Source organism: Halalkalicoccus subterraneus (genome assembly GCF_003697815.1).
Lineage (GTDB): Archaea > Halobacteriota > Halobacteria > Halobacteriales > Halalkalicoccaceae > Halalkalicoccus > Halalkalicoccus subterraneus.
The window spans coordinates 15,581-28,133 of sequence record NZ_RDQG01000045.1; the positions used below are offsets into that span (position 1 = coordinate 15,581).

At 65.7% G+C, this 12,553-nt stretch carries 13 protein-coding genes; all 13 read left to right on the forward strand.

The features are described 5' to 3' along the window. Positions 1-23 precede the first annotated feature (23 nt). A complete protein-coding gene (locus EAO80_RS11600; RefSeq protein ID WP_122090049.1) occupies positions 24-1,052 on the forward strand; it encodes a monovalent cation/H+ antiporter subunit E in 1,029 nt (342 codons plus the stop codon). Further along, positions 1,049-1,324, forward strand: coding sequence for a cation:proton antiporter (locus EAO80_RS11605; protein WP_122090050.1), 276 nt, complete (start codon positions 1,049-1,051; stop codon positions 1,322-1,324). The genes EAO80_RS11600 and EAO80_RS11605 overlap by 4 nt, the downstream gene beginning before the upstream one ends. Then, positions 1,321-1,635, forward strand: a complete 315-nt coding sequence (gene mnhG, locus EAO80_RS11610) for a monovalent cation/H(+) antiporter subunit G (protein ID WP_122090051.1) — start codon at positions 1,321-1,323, stop codon at positions 1,633-1,635. Before EAO80_RS11605 ends, mnhG begins: the two co-directional genes overlap by 4 nt. Continuing rightward, positions 1,632-2,171, forward strand: a complete 540-nt coding sequence (locus EAO80_RS11615; protein WP_122090052.1) for a DUF4040 domain-containing protein — start codon at positions 1,632-1,634, stop codon at positions 2,169-2,171. The genes mnhG and EAO80_RS11615 overlap by 4 nt, the downstream gene beginning before the upstream one ends. Further along, entirely contained in the window at positions 2,168-2,695 is a 528-nt protein-coding gene (locus EAO80_RS11620) for an MnhB domain-containing protein (RefSeq protein WP_122090053.1), read from the forward strand. Before EAO80_RS11615 ends, EAO80_RS11620 begins: the two co-directional genes overlap by 4 nt. Next, positions 2,695-3,066 (forward strand): cation:proton antiporter subunit C, encoded by a 372-nt coding sequence (locus EAO80_RS11625; RefSeq protein WP_122090054.1) that lies wholly within the window; start codon positions 2,695-2,697, stop codon positions 3,064-3,066. Before EAO80_RS11620 ends, EAO80_RS11625 begins: the two co-directional genes overlap by 1 nt. Next, positions 3,059-4,630, forward strand: a complete 1,572-nt coding sequence (locus EAO80_RS11630) for a monovalent cation/H+ antiporter subunit D family protein (protein ID WP_122090055.1) — start codon at positions 3,059-3,061, stop codon at positions 4,628-4,630. The genes EAO80_RS11625 and EAO80_RS11630 overlap by 8 nt, the downstream gene beginning before the upstream one ends. Beyond that, a complete protein-coding gene (locus EAO80_RS11635) occupies positions 4,623-6,407 on the forward strand; it encodes a proton-conducting transporter transmembrane domain-containing protein (RefSeq protein ID WP_122090056.1) in 1,785 nt (594 codons plus the stop codon). Before EAO80_RS11630 ends, EAO80_RS11635 begins: the two co-directional genes overlap by 8 nt. Next, positions 6,404-8,242, forward strand: a complete 1,839-nt coding sequence (locus EAO80_RS11640; protein ID WP_122090057.1) for a Na(+)/H(+) antiporter subunit D — start codon at positions 6,404-6,406, stop codon at positions 8,240-8,242. Before EAO80_RS11635 ends, EAO80_RS11640 begins: the two co-directional genes overlap by 4 nt. Before the next feature lie 170 nt (positions 8,243-8,412). After that, positions 8,413-8,799 carry a MaoC/PaaZ C-terminal domain-containing protein gene (locus tag EAO80_RS11645; protein ID WP_122090058.1) on the forward strand — a complete coding sequence of 129 codons (387 nt, stop codon included), beginning with the start codon at positions 8,413-8,415 and terminating at the stop codon, positions 8,797-8,799. A 46-nt stretch (positions 8,800-8,845) separates the two neighbouring features. After that, positions 8,846-9,415, forward strand: coding sequence for a hypoxanthine/guanine phosphoribosyltransferase (gene hpt, locus EAO80_RS11650; RefSeq protein ID WP_122090059.1), 570 nt, complete (start codon positions 8,846-8,848; stop codon positions 9,413-9,415). Between the two features lie 262 nt (positions 9,416-9,677). Then, positions 9,678-11,648 (forward strand): ABC transporter substrate-binding protein, encoded by a 1,971-nt coding sequence (locus tag EAO80_RS11655; protein ID WP_122090060.1) that lies wholly within the window; start codon positions 9,678-9,680, stop codon positions 11,646-11,648. A 68-nt stretch (positions 11,649-11,716) separates the two neighbouring features. After that, a partial coding sequence (locus EAO80_RS11660) for an ABC transporter permease (RefSeq protein ID WP_162993984.1) occupies positions 11,717-12,553 on the forward strand: 837 nt, incomplete at its 3' end.

Here is a 12,553-nt window from a genome sequence, read left to right on the forward strand (position 1 = left end):
CGTACCACTACGGGGGGTCGTTCGTGGTGCCTGAGCGGCTGCTCGTGCCGGTCGAGCAGTCGGTGACGTTCCGCCGGACCGTCGGCTACGCCGTCGAATCGGCGCTCGAATCCGAAGGGGCCGTCGAACTGCACTTCGTCGCGGCGGTAAGCACCGACGAGGAGACGCCGACCGGGCGACGGACGATCGAGGACGCGGAGGAACTGCTCGATCGGGTCAGGACGTGGGTCGACGAGGACGGCGACGGATCGGTCGCCGTCGAAACGGCCGTCATCGGGACCGATCGCTACCTGTTCAGTCCGACCGACTACGCCGACGCGTTCGCCGACTACGCGGAGCAAAACGGGATCGATCGACTCCTCATCGATCCGGAGTACCATCCCGGCGCGACCGCGCCGATGCTGCGACCGCTCGAACACCGCCTCGAAGCGTACGGTCTCGACTACGAGGAGGCACCGGTCGAGCGTCAAACCCGCCGGAGCCGACTGGTCACCGCCGGGGGCGCGAGCCGGTTCGTGACGCTGTTTCTGGTCTCCTTTGGGTTCTACCTCGTGTTGGGCGATCCGACCTACCCGTTCGACCTCGCGACGGGCGCGGTCTCCGGGCTGATCGTCGCGCTCACACTCGATCACGTGACGTTTACGCGGCCCCCGCGGGCGGTTCGCTCGTCGATGCGGGTCGTCCGGTTTTTCCTGTACGTGCCGTATCTCCTCTTCGAGATCGTCAAGTCGAACCTCCAGGTCGCGGCGGTCATCCTGCGGCCCTCGCTCCCAATCGAGCCGCGCATGACTCGGGTTCGGGTGACGACCCCGAGCGGCCTGCCGCTGACGTCGCTTGCGAACAGCATCACGCTCACGCCGGGCACCCTGACCGTTCGGGCGGACGATCAGGACCTGATCGTTCACGCGCTGATCCCCGCGACCCGCGAGGGGCTCTTCGACGGCGGGTTGGAGCGGGCGGTCCGCTTCGTCTTCTACGGGCGAAGTGCCATGAGTATCGCCTCGCCCGAGGAGCGCGGCGATACGGAGATCCTCGGTGGTGAGGAGTCGTGAGTCTCGTCAACGACGTCTTCATCGGTGCGGCGGCGGTCTTCGTCGTCCTCGCGATCGCGATGCTCTATCGCGTGATCAAGGGACCGACGATGCAGGACCGCGTGCTCGCGGTCAACGTGCTCGGGACCAACACCGTGGTGATCCTCGCGCTGCTCGCCGCGGGCCTCGAGGAGCCGTGGTTCCTCGACATCGCGCTGATCTATGCACTGTTGAACTTCCTGATGACCATCGCCATCTCGAAGTTCACCGTCGAGCGGGGTGGGATTATATGATCGAACGCCTCCGCGTGGGGTCGATCGTCGTCCTCGTCGCCGGCGGGGTCTTCTTCACGTTCGTCTCGACGACGGGCGTGCTCCGCCTGCCCGACGTCTATACGCGGGCCCACACCGCCTCGCAGGCCGACACCCTCGGGGCTGGCTTCGCGCTCGCGGCGGTCGCGCTCGCGCTCGGCTGGCAGCCCGCGACCCTGATCACCGTCCTCCTGATGTTCTTCATCTTCATCACCAATCCGACGGCCGCCCACGCCATCGCCCGGGCGGCCTACGAGTCGGGGATCGAGCCCTGGCGGGAGGACGAGCCATGACGCCCCTCGAAGCCGCGCTCGTCGTCTTCGTGCTCGCGACGGCGGTCGCCACGGCGCTGTTCCGGGACGTGCTCTCGGCGATCATCGTCTTCGCCGCCTACAGCCTGGGAATGGCGATCCTCTATACCGTCCTGTTCGCCCCGGACGTGGCGATGACCGAGGCCGCCATCAGCGCCGGCGTCACTACGATCCTGCTGTTGTTGACGATCGCGAAGACGGTCCGGCCGCCGACCGACGAGCTCTTCGAGTCGGTGAACGTCCCCGCGCTGATCGCGGTCGGCGCGTTCGCGCTCGTGATGGGGGCGGCGGTCCTACCGGCGATCCCCGCTGTGGGCGATCCCAGTGCCATCGCGTGGGCCAACCCGGACGTCTCACAGTACTACCTCCAGAACACCTACGCCGAGACGGGCGTACAGAACACCGTGGCGGCGGTGCTCGCCGCGTACCGTGGGTTCGACACGTTCGGCGAGGCGGTCGTCGTCTTCGGGGCGGCGGTCGCCGTGTTGCTCGTGCTCCACCGTGAGGTGTTCGCATGAGCGGCTCGATCGACGACTCCTACGTCGAGAGTCAGGTCATCATGACGACGGTGAAGATCGTCACGCCGTTCGTGTTGACCTACGGGCTGTTCGTCACCTTCCACGGTGCGGACGCCCCCGGCGGGGGTTTTCAGGGCGGGGCGATCATCGGGGTCGTGATCCTGATGCTCGCCTTTGCCTTCGGGATCGAGCCGACCCGCGAGTGGCTCGACAACCGCGTGGTCACGGGACTGATCGCCGGCGGCGTCCTCGCGTTCGGCACGATCGGGGTCGTGCCGATGCTTCTCGGGGGCGCGTTCCTCCAGTACGAGCTGCTGCCGATCCCCCATCCCACCCGCTACGGGATCGAGGGAATCGAGATCCTCGGCGTCGCGGCGATCGTTTCTGGCACCGTGATCAGCCTCTTTTTCGTGACGGCGGCGGGCTTTGCCACCGAGGCGATCGCCGGGTCCGAGAGCACCGACGCCCCGCGGGACGACCAGCCACGGGTTCGTGGCGACACGCAAACGGGGGGTGAGGAGTGATGCTCGACCTGCTTGCGACCCGGTATGCCTACGTCGCGTTCATCGTCCTGCTCTCGGTGGGACTGTACATGGTGATCGCCAGCCAGAACCTCGTCAAGAAGCTGATCGGGGTCAACCTCTTCCAGACGGCGATCTTCCTGTTCTTCGTCGCCGTCGCGTACGTCGAGGGCGGGGCCGTGCCCGTCGTGCCGAAGGACGCCGGCGGGCCGACGACGACGCTCGTGAGTCCGTTGCCCCACGTGATCGTGCTGACTGCCATCGTGGTCGGGGTCGCCCTGACGGCGGTCGGCCTCGCACTGATCGTGCGGATCTACACCGAGTACGGGACCCTTCGAGAGGACGTCCTCCGGGAGGTGCGCGCCGATGATTGAGAACGTTCCCGTACTGCTGGTCGTCGTCCCAATCCTCGCTGCGACCCTGCCACACTTCCTCGGGCTTCGTTACGACCGGGCGGGCTGGACGATCGCCGCGCTTGTGACGACCGCGTCGTTCGGCCTTGCGATATGGCTCGCCGCCACCGTCTTCACGACGGGCGAAGCGGTGGTCCACCAGCTCGGAGGCTTCCCGCGGCCGATCGGGATCGAACTCGTCGCCGACCGGCTCTCGACGCCCTTTGCCGTCCTCGTCACCGGGGTGTCGGCCGGCGTCCTCGCGTACACCCGCACGGGCGGGCCGCGGGGCAACAGCTTCTACAGCGCGTACCTCCTGCTGGTCGGCGGGCTCTCGGGGCTCACGCTGACCGGCGACGTCTTCAACATGTTCGTCTTCCTCGAGATCGTCGGGCTGACGACCTACGCGCTGATCTCGAAGGGACGCTCGGGCGAATCGGCGGTCGCGGCACTGAAGTACCTCATCATCGGAACGGTCGGCGCGTCGCTATACCTGATCGGCGTCGGCCTGCTGTTCGTCGCGACGGGGACGCTGAACATGACCGATCTGGCGACGGCGATCCCCGAGCAGGCGGGCTATACGGACCCGCTCGTCCTCTCGTCGTTTGCCTTCGTCTTCATTGGGTTCGCCATCAAGATCGCACAGTTCCCGCTGCACAGCTGGCAGCCCGACGCCTACCAGCACGCGCCCGACGGCGTGACGCCGATGGTCGCGGCGCTCGTCTCGACGGTGTCGGCGTACGCGCTGTTCCGGCTCGTCTACTCGGTCTTTACCGTGGAGTTCCTCGTCGCGAACCCCTACACCACCGAGGTCGTCGTGACGTTCGGGTCGATCAGCGTCCTCGCCGGCAGCGCGCTCGCCGCCATGCAGACGGAGGTGAAACGGATACTCGCCTACTCGTCGGTCTCGCAGTTCGGTCTGGTCGTACTCGCCTACGGTCTGGTCAACGACACCGCGCTGGTCGGTGCACAGATCCACCTGCTCGGGCACGCGATCATGAAGGGCGGGCTGTTCCTCGCGGCCGGGACGATCGCCGCGGGCGTCGGCGCGCGCACCGTCGACGAGTACGCCGGCCTCGCAAAGCGGATGCCGTTCGCGGCGGGCTCGCTTGCGGTGCTCGGAATCGCGCTCGTGGGCGTACCCCCCTCGATCGGCTTCGTCGGCAAGTGGTACATCGCGGTCGGCGCGGTCGAGGCGGGCGCGTGGCCCGTCGCAGTCGTGGTGTTCCTGAGTACGATGTTCACGCTCGCGTACGTCGCGCGGCTGCTCGAGAAGATGTACTTCACTCCCGTTGCGGACCGACCGACGTCGGATGCGGTCGCGGCGGACGGGGGCGAGTCGGGGGACTCCGACGGCACACGGGAGCGAGATTCGGTGACCGATGGTCCTGCCCGCGTCCCCGGCAGGGTCGCTCCGGGCACAGTTTCGAAGGGGATGCTCGGGGTGACGATCCTCGCCGCGTTGCTCGCGGTCGGGCTCGGGTTCGCGGGTGGGGTCTTTGATGCCCTGCTCTCGCCGTTCGTCGAGGTGATTCTCAATGGTTGAGGTAGCTAGTATCAGACCGCTGTTGGCCGTCCTCGTCTCGTTTCTCGCGGCGGGGATGATCGTCGCGTCGTATCGCTACCCGAACGTCCGAGACAGCTGGTCGGTGATCGCCGCACTCACGAAGTTCGGGATCGTCGCCAGCATGCTGCCGGGCGTCCTCGACGGAACCATCTACGTCTGGAGTTTCGGCACGTTCGTCCCCGGCGTCGAGTTCGCCCTACGGGCCGATCCGTTGGGGATGGTGTTTGCCCTGCTCGCGTCGTTCTTGTGGGTCTTCACGGCGTTTTACGCGGTGGGCTACATGCGCGGGCTCGACGAGCCCAACCAGACGCGCTTTTTCGCCGCGTTCGCGATGAGCCTCTCGACGGCGCTGGGCATCGCCTTCGCCCAGAACCTCGTGACGATCTTCGTCTTCTACGAGCTACTGTCGGTGTCGACCTACCCGCTGGTGGCTCACGACGAGGACCGCGAGGCGCGCATCGCCGGGCGCAAGTACGTCGCCTACACCTTCTTCGGCGGCGGCGTACTCGTGCTCGCCGGGACGGTGCTGGTCTTTCAGATGGCCGGCACCGTCGACTTCGCCGCGGGCGGCATCCCGGCGCTCGCAGAAGCGGCCGGTGCCGACCCGTGGTTCGCCCGCCTCGCGTTCGGCCTCCTGGTCGCGGGCTTCGGCGTGAAGGCCGCGCTGATGCCGGTCCACTCGTGGCTCGCCGACGCGATGGTCGCGCCGACGCCCGTTTCGGGACTGCTACACGCGGTCGCGGTCGTCAAGTCGGGTGCCTTCGGCATCTCGCGGGTGATCCTCGACGTCTACGGACCCGACCTCGCTGCGGATCTGGGTGTGCACATCCCGCTGGCGATCGTCGCGGCCTTCACCCTGACTGCGGCCTCGATCATCGCGCTGCGGAAGGACCACCTCAAGCGTCGGCTCGCCTACTCGACGACCGCACAGCTCTCGTACATCGTGCTGGGGCTGTCGATGCTCCATCCGTATGCGATCCTCGGCGGGCTCTTTCACATCCCCGCCCACGCGTTCTGTAAGCTCACGCTGTTCTTCTGTGCGGGGTCGATCCACGTCGAGACCCACACCGACTACATCAGCGAGATGGCCGGCATCGGCAAACGGATGCCGTTCACGATGGCCGCCTTCACCGTCGGAGCCGCCGGAATGGCCGGCATTCCCCTCGTTGCTGGCTTCGTCAGCAAGTACTACATGCTGATCGGCGGGCTCGGCGCGGGCGGCATCGGCGTTATCGGTGCGGAAAGCGCGACGATGAGCCCGCTGATGGGGACGGTCTTCTCGGGCTCGCTGATCGTCAGCGGCCTGCTCAACATCGCGTACTTCTGGCCGGTCGTCTATACGGCCTACTTCGAGAGCGAAAACGCCCACGACGCCAAACCCCTACTGGAGTTCCCCATGGGCGGGAAACCCGAATCCTACGGCGTTTCGGTCGGTCGGCTCACGGACGGGGGACGGCCCGATGACGACGCGAACCGCGGGCAGGGCTACGCGGTCGATCAGTTCCCGAGCGACCACGCCGGTGCTGACGACCACGAACCCGCTGATCATGACGACCACGACCACCACCACGGCGGCCCGCCCGCCGAGGGCTGGGAGCGCCGGAGCCCCTGGACCGAAAGCACATGGCTGATGATGGTTCCGATCGGGCTGATCGCGACCGGCGCGGTCGTCCTCGGGGTCGTTCCGGGCCAGGCGGTGTTCTTCGATCTGGCGCGCTACATCGTCGAGACGGTCACCGGGGTGGTGGTCCCATGAGCCCCGTCGACCTGCTCTCGGCGGTTCCACCCGCACTACCGATCGTGCTCGCGGCCCTCGTCGTGGCGGTCGTTCCCCGAACGGCGGGCTACGCCGTCGGTGCGCTCGCGACGATCTACCTGTTCGCCGTCGCGCTGCTCACGTCACCCGGGGAGTACCTCTCGGTGCTCTTCTTGGGCTTCGACGCCCAACTGTTGGTCGTCGACGACTTCTCTCGGCTGTTGGGACTGGGCTTTGGCTTCCTCGGGACCGCCGCGGTGGCGTACGCCGCCTCGACCGGCCTGCCGAAGTCGACGATGGCGTTCGTCCTCTCGTATATCGCTTCGGTGGCGGGCGTGATCTTCGCGGGCGACTGGCTCACGCTGCTGTTCTTCTGGGAGCTGATGGCCGTCACGAGCACGGTCGTCGTCTGGGCCTACGGCGGCGACGCCGTCCGGGCGGGCTTTCGGTACGCCATCGCCCACGGCACCGGCGGTGTACTACTCATTTGGGCGGTCGCCTGGCACTACGTCGAGACGGGCAGCCTCGCGCTTGAGGGCGGCATCGCCCCCGGCGCGCCCGCGTTGCTCGCGGTGTTGGGGATCGGCATCAACTGCGCCTTCATCGGACTCCACACCTGGCTGCCCGACACCTACAAGCGCCCCCACATCGCCGCCTCGGTGTTCCTCTCGGTGTTCACCACGAAGAGTTCGGCGTACGTCCTCTATCAGGCGTTCCCCGACGGTCACCTCTACATCGCCTACATGGGCGGTCTGATGGCCGTCTACGGGGCGACCTTCGCGCTACTTCAACACGACATGCGCGCGCTGCTGTCCTACCACATTCAGGCCCAACTGGGCTACATCGTCGCCGGGATCGGGATCGGCAGCGCCATGGGGATCGCCGGCGCGATGGCCCACCTGTTCAACAACGTCCTGTTCAAGGCGCTTCTGTTCATGGCCGTCGGCGTCATCATCTATCGAACGGGAGAGGAGGACCTCTACGAGCTGGGCGGGCTGTGGCGCGAGATGCCCCTGACGGCTCTCGGTTACCTGTTCGGGGCGCTCTCGATCACGGCGATCCCGGGGTTCAACGGGTTCATCAGCAAGGGAATGATCCTCGACGCCGCCGACCCGCACTACTACGGCGCACCCGAGTACGAGGCGCTGTACTGGTTGCTCATGGCCGGGGCGGTCGGGACCCTTCTGTCGTTCATCAAACTGGGCTACTACGCCTTCCTCCACGGGCCGGCGACGACCGACGTGAAGGACGCCAAACTCGGCCAGACGGTGGGGATGCTCTCGGTCGGCGCCGTCTGTCTCGGGGTCGGGATCGCCTGGCCCACGTTCGTCGAGTTGCTGCCGTTTTCGGCCCAACTCGACCTGCATCCCTACAGCCCGGGGCACCTGACCGACTCCGCGTTGCTAGTAGCTATCGCAGTGATCGGCTTCGTGCTCATCAGAAAGCCCCTCTCGGCGCTCGGGCACGTCCCCGACGTCGACCGGGTGCTCAACCCGCTGGTCTTCTACACCGGCCGGGTGAGCGTGCTCGCAGTCACGGGGACGTTCGCCGCGGTCGACCGCGCCGCGGTGGGGTTCGTCCGCAGGTGTTACTGGATCGGCACCAATCCCGTCCTGGCGGTCGGCCGGGTCACGCGGCGGCTCCCGATCGACGGCGGCCGGCGAACGACGGACGACGGTTCGGGATCCGTCTCGGAACGCCGGCCGGACGGCGGGCACGGAACGGCCGCCGACAGCGATCCGTCCCGACTCTACCTCCGGGCGACCATCGGCGGGACGATCATGCTGATCGTCATGGCACTGACGATCGTGCTGTTCGTGCTGGTCTTCCTCTAGGATCTTTTTCTCGTCGGGTTCGCGCTTTGGCGAACCGCTCCGAGCGAAACACTCCTCGAAAAAGGCCGCTCACTCTCTCCCTACGGTCGTTCGCTTGCGGTCCGCCCCCGCCACCACACCGCTACCGTTCCCCCCATACTTTATTCGACCCCACAGCAACGATACCGTCAATGCCAGCCGAACCACCCGAGGAGGGCGATACCTATACCCACGAGCGCACGTTCACAGACGAGGACGTCAAGCAGTTCGGCGAGCTCTCGGGCGATACCCAGTCCATCCACACCGACCCCGACGAGGACGGACGGTTGATCGTTCAAGGTCTGCTCACGGCGACGATTCCCACGAAGATCGGTGGGGACCAGGAGTTCATCGCCCGGACGATGGAGTACGACTTCCGTCGGCCGGTCCATACGGGCGAACGGATCACCTGCGAGTGGACGACCGAGACGGTCACCGAACGCGAGGACCGCTACGAGGCGACTGGGAGGGCGGTCTGTCGGAACGAGGAGGATGGAGTGGTTCTGTCCGGCCATTTCGAGGGACTCGTTCGGAAGTGAGAAGGCAGGACCGGCAGGTTTTACTGACGGATCGAGTAGATACGACATGGATCAGTTGCGCCGGTCGCTTCAGGACGCGCCCATCATCGAGAAGGACGGCTATCACTACTTCGTCCATCCCATCAGCGACGGTGTGCCGATGCTCGAGCCGAGCCTCCTGCGCGAGATCGTCATTAGGATCATCCGCAAGGCCCAATTGGAGGACGTCGACAAGATCGTGACCCCTGCGGCGATGGGGATCCATATCTCGACTGCGGTCTCGCTGATGACGGACATCCCCCTCGTCGTGATTCGAAAGCGCCAGTACGGTTTGGAGGGGGAGGTCGCGCTCTTCCAGGAGACGGGCTACTCGGAGAACCAGATGTACATCAACGACGTCGAGGCCGGCGACCGCGTGCTCGTTCTCGACGACGTCCTCAGCACCGGCGGTACCCTGAAAGCGATCACCGAGGCGTTGGGCGATATCGGCGCGGAGGTCGAGGACGTGATCGCGGTCATCAAGAAGGTCGGCGGGGAGAACAAACTCGACGAGTCACCCTACTCGGTGAAAACGCTCATCAACGTCGACGTCGTCGACGGCGAGGTCGTCATCGTCGACGAACAGGGCGACGACTGAGTTCGACCGGAACTACGACCCCGTCGTCAGGACGCCGAGCGACCACGAATCGTACACTTGAACACGCCGGTAGGTCGTTGAATAACGATAGATAACGTTGATTGTTTTTTCAGGTATATAGGAGAGCGATAGTCCCACTATCGAATAATAGCGGATGAAAGCATATATTTGGACATAAGTGGGGTTATATTCTCGACGTAGCGAAGATTGTATCAACGAATGAACAACATATATATGTGTCTTCGATTCGGAGAAAAACATCATGGTTCGAGATCACCACCGATCCGCGCGGAACCTCAATCGTCGCCGTCTTCTCCAGGGGATGGGTACCGCCGGCGTGGTCGGCGTCGCCGGCTGTCTCGGCGGCAACGGCGACGGTAACGGCGACAACGAGAGCGACGGCGGGCCGGACGTCGGGGACGGGGAGGAAGTCGATTTCGGCGATCTTCAGGAGGGGGGCACTCTCCGGGCAGCCGTCGGGGCAAACGTCTCGTCGTTCGATCCGCCCTACAGTACGGACACGACCGCGACGCAGGCCCAGAACTTCATCTTCGAGCAGCTGATCACCTCCGATCGGGCGGGAACCTACTACCCGTGGCTCGCAGAGAGCTACGAACTGGTCGAAACCCAGGACATCGACCGCACCGCCTACGCCGACTACATGACGGCCGTGAGCGCGAACGAGGACGGCGTCCTCGAAACGGACGCGCAGGTCCTCCTCCAGCACCCCGATGACGACCCCGTCGAGAGCGACGAGGTCCGCGTCATCACCCCCGAGGAGGCCTCGGCAGCCGTCGACGACGGCGTCTTCGGGATGCAGTATCGCTACCGGCTCCACGAGGGCGTCCAGTTCCACAACGGCGAGGAGCTGACCGCCGAGAACGTCGTGCTGAGCGTCGAGCGCTACGAGAACTCCGACGTTTCGGCCCAGACGTTCGACTCCCTGTTGCACGCCCGCGAGGTCGACGAGTACACGGTCGACCTGTTCGCGCAGGTCCCCGACGCGGAGGCCGAGGGCCAGCTTCCCGGAATCTACGTCTTCACGACCGAGCAGGCCGGCCTCGAGGACGGCGCGATCGATCCCCGCCAGGGCAACGAGCCGATCGGTACCGGCCCCTACCAGTTCGAGGACTTCGCCGACGAGCAGTACTACGAGCTCTCGAAGTTCAGGGACTACTGGGTCGAGGACCTGGGCATCGCCGAGAAGGAGTGGTTCGACGGTCCCGAGGGCTACCCCGACGGGCCGGTCATCGACACGATCGAGGCCGAAATCGTTCCGGACCCTGCGAGCCGCGCCGCCGCGCTGCGAAACGGCGAGATCGACGTCACGACCGGGCTGACGACCGACACCCTCGACGACTTCGACTCCTCGGAGGAGTTCCTCGTCGCCGGGATCGAGGCCGGCGGCTACGAGTACATCCAGTATCCCGTCAACATCGAGCCGTGGGACGACCAGCGTCTCCGCACCGCGGTCAACCACCTTGTCCCGCGCGAGAGCATCGTCCAGAACGTCCTGAACGGCTGGGCACGCCCGGCCTGGACGCCCATCCCCGAACTCGCCGAGGAGTCCGGGACGACCGACCCCGAGGCGCTCGAGGAGGAACTGCGCCCCGCAAACGAGTACGACCCCGAGCGCGCCGGAGAGATCCTCGACGAGGTCGGCGACGACCTCGGGATCGAGTATCCCCTGCAGGTCACCCTCGAGACCAACGCGGACAACGACGACCGCGTGCAAATGGTCGAGCTGATCGCGGAATCGATGGGCCAGACGGACTACTTCGAGACCTCGGTCGAAACCTACGAGTGGAACACCTACACCACACGGGTGCTCGACCCCGAGTACCCCGAGGAGGAGCTCATCCCCTGTATCGGGCTGTCGGGGACGTTCAACCCCGAGAGCTACTGTGACGCGCTTCACGGCTCGGCGAACATCGGGCAGTGTTGCAACATGACGGGAATCAGCGACCAGGAGTTCGACGATCTCGTCGACGCCGCGCGCTTCGATCCCGAGGTCGTCGAGGACGAACAGCTCCGCGCGGAGCGCTACGACGAGATCTGGCAGCTACTCGCCGATCGACGCTACAGCTCGATCACCCACTTCGACATCGAGGCGGCGGTCTCGAACACCGCCGTCACCGGCTTCCGGATGTACCCCTTTGACGAGGGGGTCTACAGCTTCGCGCTGTACAACCCCACGGAGGCCCAGGCGATGTGGCTCGACCGCGAGGAGTGACGACTCGACGGGCGAACCCACGCGTTTACAATGACTGCACGAACACATGATTGTAGTAGCGGATTAACATGAGCTTACGACGTTTCATACTGAATCGCATCCTCTCGATCGTCCCGATCCTGTTCGGGGTGTCGGTGATCACGTTCGGGCTGGTCCATCTGACGCCCGGGGACCCGGTCAGTCAGATGGTCGCGCTGAACCCCGACATCACGCCGGCACAGGAGGCACAGATACGCGCGCGCTACGGCCTCGACGGACCGGTCTGGCAGCAGTACCTGACGTGGATGTCGAACGTGCTGACGGGCGATTTCGGCACGGTCGTCCGAACCAACCGCGAGGTCTCGGAGATCGTTCTCGGACGGCTGCCCGAAACGATCGCGCTGGGGCTGTTCGGCTGGGCGTTCGGCCTCCTCATCGCGATCCCGACGGGGATCTACGCGGCGGTCAACAAGGACCGATTCGGCGATACGATCAGTCGGTTTCTCGCGCTGTCGGGCATCTCGATCCCGAACTTCTGGCTCGGGCTGATGCTCATTCTCGTCGGCGCGCTCTGGCTGGGCTGGTGGCCGGTGCTCGCACCCTCGCGACTGCCGCTGTACCACCCCGAAATGCTGTGGTACCTGATCCTACCCGGGCTGACAATCGGGACCGCCGCGGCGGCGAGCATCATGCGCGTGATGCGCACCTCGATGGCCGAGGAACTGAACAAGGAGTACGTGACCGCCGCCCGCGCGAAGGGCCTGCCCGAGCGCCAAGTCGTGCTCAAACACGTCCTGCGAAACTCGCTGATCTCGGTCGTGACGCTCGCGGCGACGCTGACGGCGAGCATCGTCGCCGGGTCGGTCGTCGTCGAGACCGTCTTCAACTGGCCGGGACTCGGCCGGGCGTTCATCGACGCCATCAAC

Bases quoted from the DNA above. Each gene is read 5' to 3' on its own strand.
- EAO80_RS11615 (WP_122090052.1), top strand. From the start codon at position 1,632: ATGACGCCCCTCGAAGCCGCGCTCGTCGTCTTCGTGCTCGCGACGGCG.
- EAO80_RS11625 (WP_122090054.1), top strand. From the start codon at position 2,695: ATGCTCGACCTGCTTGCGACCCGGTATGCCTACGTCGCGTTCATCGTC.
- EAO80_RS11630 (WP_122090055.1), top strand. From the start codon at position 3,059: ATGATTGAGAACGTTCCCGTACTGCTGGTCGTCGTCCCAATCCTCGCT.
- EAO80_RS11655 (WP_122090060.1), top strand. From the start codon at position 9,678: ATGGTTCGAGATCACCACCGATCCGCGCGGAACCTCAATCGTCGCCGT.
- mnhG (WP_122090051.1), top strand. From the start codon at position 1,321: ATGATCGAACGCCTCCGCGTGGGGTCGATCGTCGTCCTCGTCGCCGGC.
- EAO80_RS11645 (WP_122090058.1), top strand. From the start codon at position 8,413: ATGCCAGCCGAACCACCCGAGGAGGGCGATACCTATACCCACGAGCGC.
- hpt (WP_122090059.1), top strand. From the start codon at position 8,846: ATGGATCAGTTGCGCCGGTCGCTTCAGGACGCGCCCATCATCGAGAAG.
- EAO80_RS11635 (WP_122090056.1), top strand. From the start codon at position 4,623: ATGGTTGAGGTAGCTAGTATCAGACCGCTGTTGGCCGTCCTCGTCTCG.
- EAO80_RS11620 (WP_122090053.1), top strand. From the start codon at position 2,168: ATGAGCGGCTCGATCGACGACTCCTACGTCGAGAGTCAGGTCATCATG.
- EAO80_RS11640 (WP_122090057.1), top strand. From the start codon at position 6,404: ATGAGCCCCGTCGACCTGCTCTCGGCGGTTCCACCCGCACTACCGATC.